16 protein-coding genes and 6 tRNA genes are annotated in these 18,847 nt (G+C 67.9%); 12 read left to right on the forward strand and 10 right to left on the reverse strand.

Translation table 11 applies throughout. The features are described 5' to 3' along the window. The first annotated feature begins 94 nt into the window (after positions 1-94). Positions 95-2,383, forward strand: coding sequence for a molybdopterin-dependent oxidoreductase (locus tag MOM01_RS05620; protein WP_241384641.1), 2,289 nt, complete (start codon positions 95-97; stop codon positions 2,381-2,383). Positions 2,384-2,411: 28 nt separating this feature from the next. On the opposite strand, the gene MOM01_RS05625 is transcribed toward MOM01_RS05620, so the two are convergent. Further along, the gene (locus MOM01_RS05625) at positions 2,412-3,380 is read right to left on the reverse strand and encodes an L-lactate dehydrogenase (protein WP_241384399.1); all 969 of its coding nucleotides are present in this window, start codon (positions 3,378-3,380) and stop codon (positions 2,412-2,414) included. 105 nt (positions 3,381-3,485) lie between these two features. Here MOM01_RS05625 and MOM01_RS05630 point away from each other — a divergent pair, with 105 nt between their 5' ends. Further along, on the forward strand, positions 3,486-4,202 hold the full coding sequence (locus tag MOM01_RS05630; protein WP_241384400.1) for an HAD family hydrolase: 717 nt from the start codon (positions 3,486-3,488) through the stop codon (positions 4,200-4,202). Here the strand turns inward: MOM01_RS05630 and msrB are convergent. From msrB to MOM01_RS05645, 3 genes are all read right to left on the reverse strand, one after another. Next, positions 4,174-4,602, reverse strand: a complete 429-nt coding sequence (gene msrB, locus MOM01_RS05635; RefSeq protein ID WP_241384401.1) for a peptide-methionine (R)-S-oxide reductase MsrB — start codon at positions 4,600-4,602, stop codon at positions 4,174-4,176. The genes MOM01_RS05630 and msrB overlap by 29 nt on opposite strands. A 32-nt stretch (positions 4,603-4,634) precedes the next feature. Next, complete coding sequence (locus tag MOM01_RS05640) at positions 4,635-5,870, reverse strand: glycosyltransferase family 87 protein (RefSeq protein WP_241384402.1); 1,236 nt, start codon at positions 5,868-5,870, stop codon at positions 4,635-4,637. A 73-nt stretch (positions 5,871-5,943) separates the two neighbouring features. After that, positions 5,944-7,503 (reverse strand): alpha/beta fold hydrolase, encoded by a 1,560-nt coding sequence (locus MOM01_RS05645; RefSeq protein WP_241384403.1) that lies wholly within the window; start codon positions 7,501-7,503, stop codon positions 5,944-5,946. A gap of 162 nt (positions 7,504-7,665) precedes the next feature. On the opposite strand from MOM01_RS05645, the gene zapE reads away from it, so the two are divergent. Next, positions 7,666-8,679, forward strand: a complete 1,014-nt coding sequence (gene zapE / locus MOM01_RS05650; RefSeq protein ID WP_241384404.1) for a cell division protein ZapE — start codon at positions 7,666-7,668, stop codon at positions 8,677-8,679. Positions 8,680-8,700: 21 nt separating this feature from the next. Here zapE and MOM01_RS05655 read toward each other — a convergent pair whose 3' ends face one another. Further along, complete coding sequence (locus MOM01_RS05655) at positions 8,701-9,249, reverse strand: GNAT family N-acetyltransferase (protein ID WP_241384405.1); 549 nt, start codon at positions 9,247-9,249, stop codon at positions 8,701-8,703. Positions 9,250-9,608: 359 nt separating this feature from the next. Here MOM01_RS05655 and MOM01_RS05660 point away from each other — a divergent pair, with 359 nt between their 5' ends. After that, on the forward strand, positions 9,609-10,097 hold the full coding sequence (locus MOM01_RS05660; protein WP_241384406.1) for a 2-isopropylmalate synthase: 489 nt from the start codon (positions 9,609-9,611) through the stop codon (positions 10,095-10,097). Between the two features lie 121 nt (positions 10,098-10,218). Here the strand turns inward: MOM01_RS05660 and MOM01_RS05665 are convergent. The 5 genes from MOM01_RS05665 to MOM01_RS05685 form a co-directional block, all read right to left on the reverse strand. Next, positions 10,219-10,290 (reverse strand) — tRNA-Val (locus tag MOM01_RS05665). A gap of 20 nt (positions 10,291-10,310) precedes the next feature. Next, a tRNA-Gly gene (locus MOM01_RS05670) sits at positions 10,311-10,386 on the reverse strand. A gap of 49 nt (positions 10,387-10,435) precedes the next feature. Beyond that, positions 10,436-10,510 (reverse strand) — tRNA-Val (locus MOM01_RS05675). A 1-nt stretch (position 10,511) separates the two neighbouring features. Then, positions 10,512-10,582, reverse strand: a tRNA-Cys gene (locus MOM01_RS05680). Between the two features lie 25 nt (positions 10,583-10,607). Then, positions 10,608-10,680: transfer RNA gene (locus MOM01_RS05685), tRNA-Gly, on the reverse strand. Between the two features lie 394 nt (positions 10,681-11,074). Here MOM01_RS05685 and MOM01_RS05690 point away from each other — a divergent pair. From MOM01_RS05690 to MOM01_RS05725, 8 genes are all read left to right on the forward strand, one after another. Further along, positions 11,075-11,146: transfer RNA gene (locus MOM01_RS05690), tRNA-Val, on the forward strand. A 474-nt stretch (positions 11,147-11,620) separates the two neighbouring features. Further along, complete coding sequence (locus tag MOM01_RS05695; RefSeq protein WP_241384407.1) at positions 11,621-11,971, forward strand: DUF742 domain-containing protein; 351 nt, start codon at positions 11,621-11,623, stop codon at positions 11,969-11,971. Between the two features lie 196 nt (positions 11,972-12,167). Continuing rightward, on the forward strand, positions 12,168-14,246 hold the full coding sequence (gene thrS / locus MOM01_RS05700; protein ID WP_241384408.1) for a threonine--tRNA ligase: 2,079 nt from the start codon (positions 12,168-12,170) through the stop codon (positions 14,244-14,246). 59 nt (positions 14,247-14,305) lie between these two features. Then, complete coding sequence (locus MOM01_RS05705; RefSeq protein WP_241384642.1) at positions 14,306-14,827, forward strand: HIT family protein; 522 nt, start codon at positions 14,306-14,308, stop codon at positions 14,825-14,827. Positions 14,828-14,975: 148 nt separating this feature from the next. Continuing rightward, on the forward strand, positions 14,976-15,647 hold the full coding sequence (gene pgsA / locus MOM01_RS05710) for a phosphatidylinositol phosphate synthase (protein WP_241384409.1): 672 nt from the start codon (positions 14,976-14,978) through the stop codon (positions 15,645-15,647). After that, positions 15,644-16,546, forward strand: coding sequence for a phosphatidylinositol mannoside acyltransferase (locus tag MOM01_RS05715; protein WP_241384410.1), 903 nt, complete (start codon positions 15,644-15,646; stop codon positions 16,544-16,546). The genes pgsA and MOM01_RS05715 overlap by 4 nt, the downstream gene beginning before the upstream one ends. Then, the gene (locus tag MOM01_RS05720; RefSeq protein WP_241384411.1) at positions 16,547-17,674 is read left to right on the forward strand and encodes a glycosyltransferase family 4 protein; all 1,128 of its coding nucleotides are present in this window, start codon (positions 16,547-16,549) and stop codon (positions 17,672-17,674) included. It abuts the gene before it with no gap. Beyond that, a complete protein-coding gene (locus MOM01_RS05725) occupies positions 17,671-18,726 on the forward strand; it encodes an NUDIX hydrolase (RefSeq protein ID WP_241384412.1) in 1,056 nt (351 codons plus the stop codon). The genes MOM01_RS05720 and MOM01_RS05725 overlap by 4 nt, the downstream gene beginning before the upstream one ends. The last annotated feature ends 121 nt before the right edge of the window (positions 18,727-18,847 follow it).

Consider the following 18,847-nt stretch of genomic DNA (forward strand, 5'->3'; position numbering starts at 1 on the left):
GAACGCTGCCCTGACACGAACGTTGCCCTGACATGAACGCTGCCCTGACGTGAGTTCCGGGAGCCCGGCGCCGGAAGAGCGACTGTTCTCCCAGATGGCGCACTGGGGCATGTTCTCGGCCCGGGCCCAGGCAGGCGAGGTCGTCGCGGTACACCCCTACGCCGGGGACCGCGACCCCTCGCCGATCCTGGGGAACATCCCGGGTTCGGTGCGGCACCGCGCCCGCATCACCGGTCCGGCGGTGCGCCGCGGCTGGCTCGAGGACGGGCCCGGGCCGAGCACTCGCCGGGGGAACGACGAATTCGTGGCCGTTTCCTGGGACGAGCTGACCGAGATCCTCGCGGGCGAACTGCGGCGGGTGAGGGATCGGCACGGCAACCGCGCGATCTTCGGCGGCTCCTACGGCTGGTCGGCGCCGGGGCGGTTCCATCATGCCCAGAGCCAGGTCCACCGCTTCCTGAAGATGTTCGGTGGCTACACCCGCTCCGTACACTCCTATTCCCTCGGCGCGACCGGCGTCGTCATGCCGCACGTGGTGGGCACCCACTGGAAGCTCTTCGCGCGTTCCACCTCCTGGGAGGTCATCGCACGCGAGACCGACCTGATCGTCTGCTTCGGCGGCATCCCGCTGAAGAACACCGCGGTGAACGACGGGGGCACGAGCGATCACCCCACCCGCGGTGCCCTCGACCGGATGCGGGCGCGCGGCGGGCGGATCGTCTCGTTCAGCCCGATCCGCAGCGACGTCCACGGCGAGCACGAATGGTTCGCCCCGCGTCCGGGAACCGATGTCGCCGTCATGCTCGCGCTCGCCTACGTCCTGGCCACCGAGGATCTCGCCGATCGGGCGTTCCTCGATCGCTACTGCACCGGCTACGACCGCTTCGAGGAATATCTGCTCGGGCACACCGACGGGGTGCCCAAGACCCCGGAATGGGCATCGCGGTTGTCGGGCCTGCCGGCCTCCGACCTGGTCGATCTCGCCCGCCGCATGGCCGCCGGACGCACCCTGGTCTCGGTCACCTGGTCGCTGCAGCGCGTGCGCCACGGCGAGCAGGCGCCCTGGGCAGGAGTGACCCTCGCCGCGATGCTCGGGCAGCTGGGCGTTCCGGGCGGGGGCTTCGGCCACGGCTACGGCTCGATGAACGAACCCGGACTCGCACCCGTCCCGTACCCGCTGCCCACCCTCTTCCAGGGCAACAACGACGTCGAGGACTTCATCCCCGTCGCCGCGATCGCCGACCTGCTGTCACGGCCGGGCGAGCAGTTCGACTACGACGGTCGACGCCTGACCTTCCCGGATATCCGGCTCGTCTACTGGGCGGGCGGAAATCCGTTCCACCATCACCAGGATCTGGGCCGGTTGCGACGGGCCCTGCAGCGTCCCGACACGATCGTGGTCCACGATCCCTACTGGACGTCCATGGCCAAGCACGCAGACATCGTGGTGCCGTCCACCACGGCACTGGAACGCGACGACCTCACCTGCACTCGCAACGATCCGTTGCTGGTCGCGATGCAGGCGGCCGTCCCGCCTTTCGCGGACGCCCGCGACGACTACGACACCTTCATGGCGCTCGCGTATCGCCTCGGATTCGGCGACAGATTCACCGAGGGCCGCACGTCCCGGCAGTGGATCGAGCATCTCTACGAGCAGTGGCGCGGTTTCGTCCTGGCCGACGACCGGCGCGTCGAGGATCCGCCGCCCTTCGGCGAGTTCTGGTCCGGCGGTCACCCGGTGCGCATGCGCACGGAGGACGACCTCACCCTGTTCGAGGACTTCCGCACCGACCCCGAGCGCAATCCGCTGCGCACCCCCAGCGGCCGCATCGAGATCTTCTCCGCCGAGATCGACGGATTCGGCTACGACGACTGCGCGGGACACCCGAAGTGGTACGAACCCGAGGAATGGCTCGGTTCTCCCCGGGCCGGCCGGTTCCCGCTGCACCTGATCGCCAACCAGCCCGCCACCCGCCTGCACGGGCAACTCGATCACGGCGCCGTGAGTCAGGCGTCGAAGATCCGTGGCCGTGAACCGATCCGGATACATCCCGACGACGCCGCACAGCGCGGCCTCGGGGACGGCGACATCGTCCGCGTGTTCAACGATCGAGGTTCCTGCCTCGCCGGCGTCGTCCTGGACGACGGGCTGCTGCCGAAGGTCGTGCAACTCGCGACCGGAGCCTGGTACGACCCCCTCGACCCCTCGGATCCCGGGTCGATGTGCGTGCACGGAAATCCGAACGTGCTCACCCCGGATGTGGGGACCTCGTCGCTGTCCCAGGGATGCACCGGGCAGCACGTGCTCGTCGAGATGGAGCGGTTCGACGGCGATCTGCCTCCGATCCGCGCCTACGATCCGCCTGTGGTGCGGCCCCGCTGAGACCCGGCGTGTCCCGCAGGTGCCGGACTCACAGGTCCAGCGAAGCCTGCACCTCGTGCAGCGTCGCCGCAGAGGCGGCCAGACCCGCGGCTTCCTCCGGGGACAGCGGAACGTCGAGGACGGTGTGGGCACCCCGGGCGTCGACGATCGTCGGTAGCGAGAGACAGACGTCCCGAAGTCCGTGCAGGCCCGTCTGCAGCGTCGAGACGGGCAGCACCCGGCGCTGATTCCTCAGGACCGCCTCCACGATGCGCGCGGACGCCAGGCCGATCGCGAGGTTCGTGGCGCCCTTGCCGCGGATGATCTCGTAGGCACTGCGGACGACCTCGTCGAACAGTTCGGCACGGACCTCGGGGCCGAACACCGGTAGCCCGTCGATGCGGAAGTTCTCCGCCGGTACCCCGCCGATCGTCGCACCGGACCACAGTGCGACCTCCGAGTCCCCGTGTTCCCCCACGACGAAGGCGTGGACGTTCTCGATCGCTATATCCGCGCGGCGCGCGAGAAGATATCGCAACCGCCCCGAGTCGAGCACCGTGCCCGATCCGAAGATCCGGCCGTCGGTGACCCCGGTCGCCTCGATCGCGGCATACGTGATGATGTCGACGGGATTACTGACGAAGACGATCACCGCGTCGGGGGAGACGGCCAGCAGCTGGGGAGTCAGCTTCCGGGCCAAGGCGACGTTCGCCGCCGCGAGTTCGAGCCGGGACTGGTCGGGACGCTGCTTGGCTCCTGCAGTCACGACCACCAGATCGGAATCGGCGGTGACCGCGATGTCGACGTCGCCTTCGATCCGGCACGAGGGTGCGAACTGGGTCCCGTGGTTGAGGTCGAGGACCTCGGCACGCACTTTCTCGGGATTCAGGTCGAACAGGGAGATCGCGTCGGCGGACCCCCGGATGAGACAGGCGTTGGCCACCGCCGTACCGACGCTGCCGGCGCCGACGACGGACAGCTTCGTACTCGTGACGTCACTCGTGCGCGTAGCCCCCATACGGCTGATTCTCGCCGACGGGACGGACCTGCGCCGCCGAACGGGCAGGTTCGGAGTGCTCGAGATGGTCCACCGGCCGGGAAGCTTCCCTCTAACCTCGGGAGCATGGCCACGAGACCTTTCGATGCCGTCCTGTTCGACTTCTCCGGCACCCTGTTCCGGCTCGAGGAGGACGAGAGCTGGCTTGCGGACGTCACCGACGAGGAGGGCGAGCGCTTCGACGTGCACCGGCAGGCCGAACTGATGCGACGGCTCACCGCGCCCACCGGCCAGCCGGTGGAGATGGACGCGGACGAGCATCATGCCTGGACGAACCGCGATCGGGAGCCGCGCTGGCATCGTGAGGCGTATCTGACGGTCCTGCGCAGGTCCGGCGTCGCCGACCCGGAGCAGGCGACGGCGCTGTACGCGAAGGTGACAGATCCCGACTGCTGGACGGTCTATCCGGACACGGTGCCCGTGATCGAATCGCTCGCCGGTGACGGGATCGCGGTGGGGGTGGTGAGCAACATCGCGTTCGACGTGCGACCGGCCTTCGCCCGGCTGGGGATCGACGACCTCGTCTCAGTGTTCGCACTGTCCTTCGAGGTCGGGGCCGTCAAACCCGAGCCGGAGATCTTCCGCTTCGCCGCCGACGCGCTCGGGGTGGATCCGCGTCGCATCCTGATGATCGGGGACAGCGAGAAGGCGGACGGGGCCGCGCGGGCGATCGGCTGCTCGTTCGAACTCGTCGAACCGCTGGCCACGGCCGAACGGCCCGACGCCCTGTGGAGGGCGCTGGCCGCCGCCGGGATCACTCCGACGGAACCAGGCGCAGGCTGATCGAGTTGATGCAGTACCGCTTGTCGGTGGGTGTCGGATAACCCTCACCCTCGAAGACGTGCCCGAGGTGGCTGTGGCACGACGCGCACACGACCTCCACGCGCCGCATCCCCAGCGAGTTGTCCTCGCGCAGGATCACGGCATCGGAGTCCGCCGGATCGAAGAAGGACGGCCATCCGCAATGCGAATGGAACTTCTCGTTGCTGCGGAACAGTTCGGCTCCGCACGCCCGGCACTCGTAGACACCGTCGGTCTCGGTGTCGGTGTACTCGCCGACGAAGGGACGTTCGGTGCCGGCCTGCCGCAGAACGGCGAACTCCGCAGGAGTGAGTTTCGCGCGCCATTCCTCGTCGCTGTGGACGACCTTGGGTGCGGGTTCCGATCGGGGAGCAGAGGTCATGGACTCCACGCTAACCGCGCCCGGCGCGCACGTCACGTTCGGACGGCCGGCTTCTCCGCGACGAGGAACGAGGGTTCGATGCCGTCGGCCAGGCGGCCTTCACGCCGTGCTGCGAGATAGCGGTCCACCAGGACCGCGAACACGACGATGAGCAGCAGGGACCAGCCGAAGGTGGTCTTCATGTACTCCGCGGCCCGTCCGGCTTCCACCCAGCGACTCGACAACCACGAGTCGTAGCTGAGGAAACCGTAGACGGCGAGCCAGGCCGGCCAGTTGCGCATCACGGAATTCGGCAGCAGCACCGTCATCAGCAGCGGGAACAGCATCATCGAGTAGTACATCTGCCCGAGCGAACCGAGCAGGAACGAGGCCGCGAGCAGTACACCGCTGGTCGTGCACACGAAGAACACCTCGTCGTGCCGGCAGTAGCGGTAGAGCAGCCACACCGAGACCGCGACCATCGCCGCGAGAACCAGGCGCAGGCCGAGGATCAGCCAGGTGGGCAGGCCGTAGTACATGCCGTTGCCGACGATGGCGCTGTTGAAGTAGTCGCGGGACTCGAGCAGATAGGGGACCGTGTGCTCGACGAACTGCCACGCGTCGACCGAGAGGGGCCAGGCGATGATCGTCAACGCGATCGGTACCGCCGCCGCGGTGACGAAGACCTTCCACTGCCGGCGCACGAGAGGTAGCAACAGCAACGGCGCAAGGATGGGTTTGACCGCGAACGTCAGCCCGATCGCTATCCCCGCCCACAGATCACGCCGCTTGAGCAGCAGGGTCAGGAACGCCATCTGCCCGAGGAGGACGAGGCCGTTGATGTTCGTGAAGACGAGCGTGTTCGTGACCGTCTCGGAGGCGAACGCCGCGAGGACCAGCACGGGTGCGAGGGGGGAGTCGAGTCGCAGACCGAACAGGCGTAACAGCAGGTACAGCGCGATGAGGATCGCGATCGCGTTCGCCAGGATGAACAGCCACCGCGACCGCTCGGGGTCGATCACCGCGATCGGAGCGATCAGCAGGGTGCCCGACGGTGGGTAGAGATAGTGGGGATCGACCCACTGGAATTCGGCGGTGTACACCGGCCGCCGGTTGAGGAAGGCCAACGCGGCGTTGTAGACGGGAGTGAAGTCGTCCGTTCGAAATCCGTTGACCGCTTTGACCACGACCCGGTGCAGAACCGTCAGTACCGCAAGGGGCCATACGATGACCTTGACGACCTCGGCGGTCGTGCGTGCGGTCCGGGGTTCGAGACTTCTGAGGAACACTACGGCACGGTACACCGCGCCGCCGCCGACACGCGCACACGCCCGGTACCGGACGGAATCCGGCACCGTGAGATCACGCCGGGCACAGGCTGCCGTTGGGGGGCAATTCCCCGCTGACCAGGTACGTCTCTATCCGGGCCTGCACGCATCCCGAGTGCAGTACCGGCGAGTAACCCGCACCTTGCCAGGAGAGCGACGCCCAGGGGATACCTCCCGCGGTGAGCACGCCGGTGACCGACTCCACCCCTGCGTTGCCCACGATCGGATCGGCGGCGCCCGAGGAGACCAGCACCGGAACGTCGAGGGCGGCAGGAAGCGGCGGGGGAGGCAGGCTGGGCCATGCCGCGCACGCGGTGAGCGCCGTGGCCGAATCGGCGCCGTACAGCGGATACAGCGACGCCCAGCTCTTCGCCAGATCGGCCGCACGTGTGGGGGTCGGCCACCGCTGCCCGTCGCTGCAGCGTGCGACGAACTGGCCATCGGTTCCGAGCGACTCCTCGGCCGCGCCCACGAGTTCGGTCAACGGCATCACGTCGCCACCGGCCGCGCCGGCGAGCACTTCCGCCACCTCGCGGACACGGGCCTGCAGATCCGCCCGCGGGGAGCCCAGGACGCCGCTCAGCGCGGTGAGCAAGGAATTGGCCGAGACCGGCGCGAGGTCGCCCTCCAGCGCGCGGCGGTGCAGGTCCTCGAGCGCGGCGCGGGGATCGTCTCCCAGTGCGCAGTCGAGCGCCGCGCACTGCCGGGCGAACGCGTCCACCGCCGCCTCCGCGCCCCGGCTTCGGGACTCGGCGATCGCTTCGGCATCTCCGGTGGCCGCGACGGGGGAGTCGAGAGCGAGTCGCCCCACGGCGCCCGGATAGGCCGCGGCGTAGGCGAGAGCCACCGTCGCCCCGTTTCCGATGCCGAGGAGTCCGATCCGGTCCACCCCCCATGCCTGCCGCAGTCGGTCGATGTCGTCGGCGGCGTGCGAGGCCCCGAACATCAGTTGCTGCGGTTGGAGGTAATCGGTGCAGGAGACGGTGGCCTGCCGTCCGAGTTCCGCCACGCGATCGGGTGCATCGCCGGTGCGGCCGAATTGGCCCAGATCCGCCAGGCCACGCCGGTCCGCAGGAAAGACGCACTCGATCGCCAGCGACCTGCCGATTCCGCGGCGATCGACTGCGACGATCGGCCGCAGTGCCAGTGCACCGGACATCGGGCCCGTGGCCAGGCCGGTGAGGGCCCTCGTGGACGCCGTGTCCGCGCCCGTGGTCATGACGAGCGGCGCCACGTCGGCAGGGGTCTCCGCCAGTCGTGCCCGCATCACGGCGAGAGGGAAGGTGCCCGGGACGGTGCCGGTCACGTCGATCGGCGTGACGACCTCCGCGCATTCGAGGACGAGACCGTCCGGACCGGCCGGGGCGTCGAACGAGGAGATCGACTCCGCCGTGCAGTCGCGCCAGCCGAGTTCCGTCGACGGCACCGGCAGTTCGGGCGCGGCAGGCTCGTCCTGCGAGGGCTCGACCACCCCGCCGCCCGCGTCGTCCCGTACGACGGCGACCTCGGGACGCACCGACGGTCCTGCTCCGCACGCGGCCGACACCGCGGCAACTGCGATCCACACCACGGCGAGCACACCCGTTCTGCGCATGCGCACAGCCTGCCAGGTGCGGCGGCACAGGGGTGAAACCGGTGCGACGATCAAGCACAAGTGTCCGAAACGGCTGTGAAATCCGGGTGAACGTCCTGTGAAGTAGGTCGCATTCCGGATATGGGTGAGGATCGAGCCATGCACCGGCCGTACCCTGAACGAATGCACGAACGTCTCGTCGATCGCAATCCGGTGGTGCCTGCAGACCAGTTGGTGGCGCAGATGGTGCCCCCCGCGATGTTCGACGAGGTGAGTTTCGCGTCGTACATCCCCGATCCGAACGAGCCCAGCCAGGCCGCCGCGGTGAAGACGGCCGAGGAGTTCGTCGGGAAGATCGGGAAGATCCGCGGCGGCAAGCGCGGGCTGTTCGGGCGCCGCTCGCAGTCGCAGGGCGCCGGCCTCTATCTCGACGGCGGCTTCGGCGTGGGAAAGACCCACCTGCTCGCCTCGATCTTCCACAGCGCACCCTCGCCGAAGGCGTTCGGGACGTTCGTCGAGCTCACGCATGTCGTCGGCGCGCTCGGCTTCAACAAGGCCGTGGAGGAGCTGTCGAATCACAGCGTGCTGTGCATCGACGAGTTCGAGCTCGACGATCCGGGCGACACGATGCTCGTCTCGAGGCTGCTGACGGAATTGTCGGCCCGGGGCGTCTCGATCGTCGCGACGTCCAACACCCTCCCCGGGCAGCTCGGTGAAGGCCGCTTCGCTGCCCAGGACTTCCTGCGCGAGATCAAGAAGCTCGGATCCATCTTCGAGACGATCCGTGTCGACGGCCCCGACTACCGCCACCGCGATCTGCCGCCCGCTCCCGACCCGATCAGCTCGGCGGAGCTCGCCGAGCGCGCCGAGGGCATCCCGGGTGCGACACTCGACGACTTCGACGAGTTGTGCGCCCACCTGAGCACGCTGCACCCGTCCCGCTACGGCAAGCTCGTCGAGGGCGTGCCCGCGGTCTTCCTCGACGGAGTGCATCCCGCCAAGGATCAGTCCGTGGCCTTGCGTCTCGTCGTCCTCGCCGACCGGATGTACGACGCGAGCATTCCGGTCACGGTCGCCGGAGCGAAGCTCGACGAGATCTTCACGCCAGAGATGCTCGCGGGCGGTTACCGCAAGAAGTACCTGCGCGCGACCTCCCGTCTGCTCGCGCTGTCCCGCTTCGAGGTCGCGGCCGGCTGATCGCAGCACGGCCCGGCCGGATCACACCGGTCGCTGCATGACGAAGTCGTCGTGTGTCTGTGTGCCCACAGCGAAGGTGCGCGTGCCCACGACCGAGAAGCCGTGCTTCTCGTAGAAGCGACGGGCGCGGGTGTTCTCCTGGTTGACCCCGAGCCACAATCCGGCCCGTCCGAGCGCGGCTGCTCGTGCGAGGATCGCGTCCATCAGCGCGGCCGAGACCCCCGCTCCGTGATGCCCCGGTACGACGTACAGCTTGCTGATCTCGATCGCCGGTCGTGCCGTGATCACGGCGTCGATTCCGGGATCGTTCGGGGCGGCGTCCACGGCCATCAGGTACCCGACGATCTCACCGTCGGCGCGCGCCTCGAGGACGATCCGCTCCGGGGACGACAGATATTCGGCGAACTTCTCGGCGCTGAGCGTGCGTTCGATGAAGTCGGCGATGTCGTCGTCGGCGGCGCCCGGGGGGCACGCGAGAGGGAAGGTGGCTGCGGCGACCTGAGCGATCGCCTCCGCATCCCAGATACCCGCCTCTTCGACGGTGACCGCTTCTCCGAGTGGCATGGACATGAACACCAGTGAAGCACGCACGGGATGTTCCGGTGCGTGGCCACAGTCGGACCGGTCCGGAAATGGTTGAACCCCAGCCTTGGATGGGGGGTCATGGCTGGGGTTCGACACCATCGGGGGGATGGCACCATCCACGCTACCTGAGGGATCCCTCAGGTTCCAGCCGGGCCGGTCACGTTTCCGTCACGCGGAGCCGCTCACGCTGCTTGCGTGAAAGCCTCTCGCGTTGTACCGTCGCCGCTATGAAGCGCGTACTCGTAGTTCACCGCCGTAGCGGGGTCTGATTCGGACCGACCCCTCGCTGCGGGTCGTTGAGCTACGCGTCGGTCCTTCCTTCTCGCGGAAGACCACTACGAACGATGAACGCCTTCATTTCCTCCGGTACCGCTCCGATGTTCCCCTTCAGCACTGCTGCCGATCCGTTCTCGGCGCGTCACGGGCGTGCCCTCCCTCGCGGGTTGCGCGAGGAGGCCGCAGGCATGACCTGGGCGGAATTCGAGTCCACCTACTGCTCCCAGCACGGACCGGTGCGACTCGGTGGCTGGACGGCGACCGCCCTGGGTGCGGGTCGCAGCGCCTTCGAGGCGACCATCGCCGTCGGGGACACGATCCACACCGCTTCCGCGACGACCTGCGGCCCCATCGCCGCGATGACCGCGATGCTGTACGACCTCGGATTGAACATCGAGATCCTGTCCTTCCACCGCTACGAGCTGGGGGAGATGTCCGCGACCTTCCTGCTGTGCCGGTCCGGTGATCGCACGGCGTGGGTGATGGGCACCGGCGAGACCGGGAACGAGTCGTCGCTGCGCGGGATGATCGCGGGAATCAACAAGCTCGGCGGATGACCCGGACCGGCCCGTTGCGGGAACCTCCCCGCAACGGGCCGCCGGCTGCGGGAGCGCCGGTGACCGGGCCCGAAACGGCTGAAGGCCCCCTTCGAATTCGAAGGGGGCCTTCAGCTTTCTGTGCGCGATACTGGGATTGAACCAGTGACCTCTTCCGTGTCAGGGAAGCGCTCTCCCGCTGAGCTAATCGCGCCGGCACTTTCGTCGCCGGAGTGGAGCGGATGACGGGATTCGAACCCGCGACCCTCACCTTGGCAAGGTGATGCGCTACCAGCTGCGCTACATCCGCGTGTGCACGTTGTTCGGTGAACCGATTCGACCTACGTGCCGGTCGAACCTGGTGCGCGATACTGGGATTGAACCAGTGACCTCTTCCGTGTCAGGGAAGCGCTCTCCCGCTGAGCTAATCGCGCGAGGTGGAGACGGGAATCGAACCCGTGTGCACGGCTTTGCAGGCCGTTGCCTCACCACTCGGCCACTCCACCGTAAAAGGTCGAGTCCAACCTCTCGAGCGGATGACGGGATTCGAACCCGCGACCCTCACCTTGGCAAGGTGATGCGCTACCAGCTGCGCTACATCCGCATTCGCACCGTTCGGCGTCGTGCTCTCCGTGGTGCGGTTCAAAACACTAGCCGAGCATCTACGAAACACACAAATCTGCAGGTCGGAGGCGCAAAACCACTGTTTCCACGATGATCGGCGCCCGTCGGGAGTCGTACGGATTCGCCGAACCGTCGCGCAGATCCCCGCTGCGGGCTTGCCAGTGCACAGCGCGAGGGTGGGTGCGGTCGCATGCGCGGGGGCGGCCCTGCGCGTACGGGACGCACAGATGAAGGAGCCGGCGTGCACGGTCAGGGCCCCCGCAGAGGGGCGCCAGGAATGGTCGGCACGTCGGAAATGCTCCGACCAGGCGATTCGTCATCGGACGTAGAGCGTGTTAATGTTCCATTCCGTTCGAGCCGCTGCGAAGCGGCACGGTCCCGTGGCTCAGTGGAAGAGCGTCCCGTTCACACCGGGGAGGTCGCTGGTTCGATCCCAGCCGGGACCACCGAAATGGATAGTGACGGAGGGCACCCCCACGGGGGTGCCTTTTTTCGTACCCTGTTGACATCGTCGAGCACGTGCATGGCGCCCGGTCGGGGCGGGCTGCCGGCGGATGCGAGTTTCTTGTCGAACCGAATGGCCTCCGGGCCGCCCGTGTTCTCGGCGTGGCCTGTGTGCACACCTGTTGTGCTTGTGGCCGAAGTGCGCGTAGTGATGGCAGGATCGTGGTCGTCGAGGAGGACACGTCCGGATGAGCGTTGCGGACAGCGAATGGCCGGTCGTGGGGGCGACCGGAGCGAGATTCGGTTCCGGTCGGTCCCGTCGACGTCGGCGGCCGGCGGATCAGGCCGGGCTGCCACGGGATCACCACGAGTCGGACCCCGCCGCAGGCGGAGTCGCGGCGACCGCGGTGCACCGGCCCGCAGTGGAGACAGCCGACCGGATTGCGGGCACCGGTACCAGTGTGGGAATCGAGGACATGAACCAACCAGAGACGTCGTCGTTCGTGCGTCCCTTCGTGCGGAGCGGGGGCCGCACCCGGGCGGAGGTCGAGTTGCCACTCGAGGCGCTCGTGTCGGCTGTGCCGTCGGCGATGGGCAGTGAGTCGGGTCCGGCGATGGACGAGCACCGGCTCGTGCTGGCGTTGTGCGCGCAACCGAGATCGATCATGGAGATCGCGGCACTCGCGCAGATTCCTCTCGGTGTCGCGAGGGTGCTCGTCGGTGATCTCGCGGCGACCGGCGAGATCACGGTGCACCGCACCGTCGATCGGGTGGGTCCCGACGTGGAACTGCTCGAAAGGGTTCTGACCGGCCTCAGCCACCTCTGAGCCGTCGAGCGGCTCCCAGCACCCTCCGGGCCCCTGACGGCTCTTCCCCGAGGTCCTTGTCGATCGGCTCCCTGTTGTTCGTCCTCGCCGCCGATGTCGATAGCATGATGAGGTTGCCGTGCGCTGTGCGATCACCGAACACTGCGCGTGCCGGCGACGACCACGTATCAGGCATCGAGCCGAGGAGCCCGTCACAGTGACCACGCCCGCATCCGCGAAACCAGCCACGATCGTCCGGGTGCCCGCGGGAACCACTGCAGGTGCGGCGGTCCGCGACGCGGGTCTGCCCACCAAGGGACCCGAGACGATCGTGGTCGTCCGCGATTCCGAAGGTGCCCTGCGGGATCTGTCGTGGACGCCCGACGAGGACGTCGAGGTCGAGGCCGTCGGCGCCGACACCGAGGACGGGCGCAGCGTCATCCGCCATTCGGCGGCGCATGTCCTCGCCCAGGCCGTGCAACAGGAGTTCCCGGAGGCCAAACTCGGCATCGGTCCGCCGATCCGCGACGGCTTCTACTACGACTTCCAGGTCGCGCGTCCCTTCACGCCCGAGGATCTCGCCAAGCTCGAGAAGCGGATGAAGAAGATCATCAAGGACGCGCAGCGCTTCTCCCGCCGCGTCGTCGCGAGTGTCGAGGACGCCCGTGAGGAACTGAAGGACGAGCCCTTCAAGCTCGAACTGATCGACGACAAGTCCGGGAACAGCGACTTCGAGCCCGATCCCGAGGTGATGGAGGTCGGTGGCAAGGAACTGACCATCTACGACAACCTCAACCCGCGCACGGGTGAGCTCGTCTGGAAGGACCTCTGCCGCGGCCCGCATGTGCCCACCACCAAGTTCATCCCCGCTTTCAAGCTCACCCGCAGCTCCGCCGCATACTGGCGCGGAGACCAGGACAACGCCGACCTCCAGCGCATCTACGGCACGGCGTGGGAGTCGACGGAGGCACTCGACGAGCACCTCGAACTCCTCGCCGAGGCCGAGCGCCGCGACCACCGCAAGCTCGGCACCGAACTCGACCTGTTCTCGTTCCCCGACGAACTCGGATCCGGTCTTCCGGTCTTCCATCCCAAGGGCGGCATCATCCGCCAGGAGATGGAGAACTACTCGCGCCAGCGGCATGTCGACGCCGGATACGAGTTCGTGTACTCGCCGCACATCACCAAGGGACAGCTGTACGAGGTCTCCGGTCACCTCGACTGGTACCGCGACGGCATGTTCCCGGCGATGCACATCGACGAGGAGCTGAACGAGGACGGTTCCGTTCGCAAGCCGGGGCAGGACTACTACCTCAAGCCCATGAACTGCCCCATGCACGACCTGATCTTCCGGTCCCGTGGGCGGTCCTATCGCGAGCTTCCGCTGCGCATGTTCGAGTTCGGGTCCGTCTACCGCTACGAGAAGTCCGGTGTCATCCACGGGCTCACCCGGGTGCGCGGCATGACGCAGGACGACGCGCACATCTTCTGCACCCCGGAGCAGATGCGCGACGAACTGACGAGTGTGCTCACCTTCATCCTGGACCTGCTGAAGGACTACGGGCTCGACGACTACTACCTCGAACTGTCGACGAAGAACCCGAAGAAGTTCGTCGGCAGCGACGAATTGTGGGAGGTGGCGACCGACACGCTGCGCGAGGTCGCCGAAGCCTCGGGCCTGCACCTCGTACCGGATCCCGGCGGCGCGGCCTTCTACGGCCCGAAGATCTCGGTGCAGGTCAAGGACGCGCTCGGCCGGAGCTGGCAGATGTCGACGATCCAGCTCGACTTCAACCTGCCCGAGAGATTCGAACTCGAGTACACGGGCAGCGACGGGGCGAAGCACCGGCCCGTCATGATCCACCGCGCGCTCTTCGGGTCCATCGAGCGGTTCTTCGGCGTGCTCACCGAGCACTACGCCGGCGCTTTCCCCGCCTGGCTGTCGCCGGTGCAGGTCGTGGGAATCCCGGTCGCCGCCGACTTCGAGGATCATCTGTTCGACGTCGTCGGCAAGCTGAAGGCCCGGGGGATCCGGGCCGAGGTGGACGTCTCCGACGACCGCATGCAGAAGAAGATCCGCAATCACACCACGCAGAAGGTGCCGTTCATGCTGCTCGCGGGCGAGCGCGATGTCGCCGCCGGTGCGGTGAGCTTCCGGTTCCGCGACGGCACCCAGGTCAACGGTGTGCCGGTCGACCGGGCGGTGCAGATCGTCGCCGACTGGGTGAGCCGGCGCGAGAACGCATCGCCCACCGCCGAACTGGTCGAGGCCGGCGGGGAAGGCGACCTGTCGTGACGGGTGAGCGCACTCCGGGCCCCGCCGACATCCCTGCGACCGACGACAATCCCGCGTCGATGGTCGACCGGGGCGTGGGCGAGTCCGATCACCTGCAGCGCCTGTGGTCACCCCACCGGATGTCGTACATCACCGAGTCCCCGCGGGGTCGCGACGAGCCGTACGAACCGTTCACCGACATCCCGAAGATGTCCGACGAGGAAGGTCTCGTCGTCGCCCGTGGCGAACTCGTGTACGCGGTGCTGAATCTGTACCCGTACAACCCCGGCCACCTGATGATCGTGCCCTATCGGCGAGTGGCGAATCTCGAGGATCTCACGCCTGAGGAGAGCTCCGAGCTCATGGAGTTCGCCCAGCGTGCGCTGCGGGTGATCAAGCGGGTCTCGCGCCCGCACGGTTTCAACGTGGGGCTCAATCTCGGCGCTGCGGCGGGTGGCTCGCTGTCGGAGCATCTCCACCTGCACGTCGTGCCGCGTTGGGGCGGCGACGCCAATTTCATCACTGTTCTCGGTGGTTCGAAGGTCATGGTGCAGCTGCTGCGGGACACCCGCGCACTGCTGGCCTCGGCATGGGACGAGTGAGAACGCTCCGTAGGCCGGCGAGATCGCGACGCGCGTACGATTCGTTCGATTCCGAGGACTCCGTGCACCACCTGCGCAACTTCGGCATGCCGCATGGCACGATCAGGTTCCGGACAGAACGGTCGGACGTGAAGACAGGGGTCGCAGGATGCTGAGCTTCTTCGGGCGTGCATCGGTGTCGAAGGCCACCGCACCGCTCGGCAAGGCCCTGATCCGAACCGGGCTGACCCCGGATGCGGTCACGCTCATCGGCACGGTCGCCACGATCGCTGCCGCTCTGACCTTCTACCCGATGGGTCAGCTGTTCTGGGGAACCCTCGTCATCTGGCTGTTCGTGATGTTCGACATGCTCGACGGCGCGATGGCGCGTGCTCGTGGCGGAGGGACCCGATTCGGGGCCGTCCTGGACGCGACCTGCGACCGGGTGGCCGACGGCGCGATCTTCGCCGGACTGGCCTGGTGGGCGGTCTACGGCGAACAGAGCCGGCCTCTTCTCGTCGCCACGCTGATCTGTCTTGTGTCGTCGCAGGTCATCTCGTATGCGAAGGCACGTGCCGAGGCAAGCGGACTGTCCGCCGATGGTGGCCTGATCGAACGACCCGACCGCCTGGTCATCGTCCTGGTGGGCGCCGGTCTGACGGGTCTCGGACTCGACTGGGCGATCCACATCGCGATGTGGTTGCTCGCGGTCGGTTCGGTGATCACGGTCTTCCAGCGGGTGCTCGCGGTCCGGAACTCCGCCGGCGCGCGGGATCTGCTGCCCCTCGCGCCCTCCGGCGGCACGGACACCGCCGCGGACGAGGACGGGGGAGAGCGATGAGCGTCGCCGAGCGTGCCACCGATCTGGGTTACGCCGCGGGCTGGCGGCTCGTGCGGGCGCTGCCCGAGGGCCTGGCCTGCCGTCTGTTCGACGCGGGAGCCGACATCGCCGCACGACGCGGACACGGACCGCAGCAGTTGCGACGCAATCTCGGGCGTGTCCTCGGGGTACCGGCGGACGACGTGCCCGACGAACTGATCCGGGACGCACTCCGGTCGTACGCCCGCTACTGGCGTGAGGCGTTCCGGCTGCCCTCGATGGATCTCGACGCGGCGGCCAAGTCGGTGGATTCGGCGGTGGAAGGCCGAGAGCACATCGATCGGGCCCTGGCAGAGGGGCGGGGTGTCGTCCTCGCGTTGCCGCACAGCGGCAACTGGGACCTCGCCGGAGTGTGGTGTGTCCGCTTCTACGGCGGGCTGACGACGGTGGCGGAACGATTGCGACCGGAGTCCCTCTACCGGCGGTTCGTCGAGTATCGCGAAGGGCTCGGCTTCGAGATCTTCCCGGCGAACGGGGGTGAGTCACCTCCGTTCCGGGAACTGGCGGCCCGGTTGCGCGACAACAAGATCGTCTGCCTGCTCGGTGAGCGCGATCTCGCGCGCAAGGGCGTTCCCGTGACGTTCTTCGGGGAGCCCACCAGGATGCCCGCCGGTCCTGCGAAGCTCGCGATCGAGACCGGCGCCGCGCTGCTGCCGGTGCACTGCTGGTTCACGGAGAACGGGTGGGGCTTCCGGGTCCATCCGGAGATCGACGTGAGCGTCGGGATCGACCGCGCCACCCAGGAACTCGCCGACCGGTTCGCGGCCGATATCGCAGCCCATCCTGCGGACTGGCATATGCTGCAGCCTCTGTGGCTCGACGATCTGTCGGAGACTCGCCGAGCCCGGATGGAGGCGTAGGTGCGGATCGGGATGGTGTGCCCGTATTCCTTCGACGTTCCCGGGGGAGTGCAGGCCCACGTGGTGGACCTCGCGGAGGTTCTCATCGCGCGTGGGCACGAGGTGAGCGTGATCGCGCCGGCCTCGGAGAGCACCTGCCTGCCCGACTTCGTGGTGTCCGCCGGTCGCGCGGTCGCGATCCCGTACAACGGGTCGGTGGCCCGGCTGAGTTTCGGCCCGGTGTCCTATTCCCGTGTCCGCCGCTGGATCAACGACAACGACTTCGACGTCCTGCACATCCACGAACCGAATGCGCCGAGCCTGTCGATGCTCGCGTTGAAGGTCGCCGAAGGCCCGATCGTGGCCACCTTTCACACCTCGACGACGAAATCTCTGGTGCTCAGCACGTTCCAAGGTGTCCTGCAGCCCTATCTCGAGAAGATCAGCGGCCGGATCGCGGTGTCCGAACTGGCCCGGCGCTGGCAGGTGACCTCCCTCGGAGCCGATGCGGTCGAGATCCCGAACGGGGTGGACGTGCCGTTCTTCCGGCACGCCTCCCTGCTGCCCGGCTATCCGCGCCCGGGCCGTACGGTGCTCTTCCTCGGCCGGTACGACGAGCCGCGCAAGGGTATGGAGGTGCTGCTCGGCGCCCTGCCCGCCCTGGTCGCGCAGTATCCCGACATCGAGATCCTCGTGGTGGGACGCGGCGACGAGGATCGCTTGCGCCGCGAAGCCGGATCACACGCCGGCAATCTCCGCTTTCTCGGGCAGGTCGACGACGACGAGAAGGCATCGGCGATGCGCAGTGCCGACGTGTACTGCGCTCCGAATCTCGGGGGTGAGAGTTTCGGCATCGTGCTCGTCGAAGCCATGGCCTCCGGCACTGCGGTCGTCGCCTCCCAGCTCGACGCCTTCCGTCGTGTGCTGCGCGACGGGCAGGCCGGTGTTCTCGTCCCTGTCGGTGACGCCGATGCCCTTGCGCAGGGCATCCTCGGAGTCCTCGACGACGAGGATCGTCGACGTGCCCTGGTGGAGACCGGTTCGGCCGTCGTGGAGGCGTACGACTGGCCCGTCGTCGCGGAGCAGATCCTGCGGGTCTACGAGACCGTCACCGTCGGGGCCGGTCCGGTGCGCGAGGTCCGGTCGTGACCCTCAGCGCCGCCACGATCCTGGTTCTGTCCCTGGTGGCCGCGGTGGTCGTCGCGGTGGGGGCGTGGGCGTACTCCACGGCGAACCGTCTCGACAGGTTGCACGTGCGCTCCGATCTGTCCTGGCAGGCTCTCGATGCTGCGCTGGCCCGCCGGGCGGTGGTCGTGCGCAGTATCGCAGCGTCGATCCCGGTCTCGGAGGGCCGGAGCCTGGCACTGCTCGCCGATGCCGCCGAGCGGGCGGACCGCAGTCGTCGTGAGGCGGCCGAGAACGCGCTGTCGGCCGCGCTCGCGCGACTCGACGCCGGGCGGTTGCGCTCGCAGCTCGTCGCCGAGCTCGCCGACGCGGAAGCGCGTGTGCTCATCGCCAGGCGATTCCACAACGACGCGGTCCGCGACACGCTGGCGCTGCGCACCCGTCGTCCTGTGCGGTGGCTGCATCTCGGTGGAACGGCGCCCCTGCCGACCTATTTCGAGATCGCCGAACGTGCGGATGCGGTCGCCACGGCGGGCGCGACGGCCGTCCCCGTGCCGGCGAGCCGCACCGCACCCGTACCGGACCGATTACGGACCTCGGCGCGGGTGGTGCTTCTCGACGAGCTCGGCCGCGTCCTGTTGCTCCGCGGGCACGACCCTGCCGCACCCGACAACCGTTTCTGGTTCACGGTCGGTGGCGCGGTCGAACCAGGGGAGGACCTCGCGGTCGCCGCGGTCCGGGAGATGGCAGAGGAGACAGGCCTGCAGATCGAGCCGGATCGTCTGTGCGGCCCGATCTGGCGTCGCGTCGCGGTGTTCCCGTTCAACGGTGAGGTCCTCCATTCCGAGGAGTTGTTCTTCACGGTGCAGGTCCCGTCGTTCGAGCCCGGCGCGAACGGCTTCACCGAGCTCGAACGGAACATGAACCTCGAGCATCGTTGGTTCGATGCGGAGGACGTGGCGACGCTCGTGCGGACCGGCGAAGCGGTCTTCCCCCAGGATCTCGCCGACCTGCTGGACGAGGCGAAGCAGATCGCGGCCGGACGTCGCGAACCGGAGATGCGCCCGATCCACTGAATACGCGAGTGGCCCACCGATAATGTGCAGTCCAGTTCGTGGAAACTGGACCGGTGGTCGGCCCGTTTCCGGCATCGAACTCGCATGTCCTTGTACGAATGGTGTGTGACTGTTCGATCGA

The sequence above is a fragment of the Rhodococcus sp. CH91 genome, assembly GCF_022554085.1.
Classification (GTDB): Bacteria; Actinomycetota; Actinomycetes; order Mycobacteriales; family Mycobacteriaceae; genus Rhodococcus.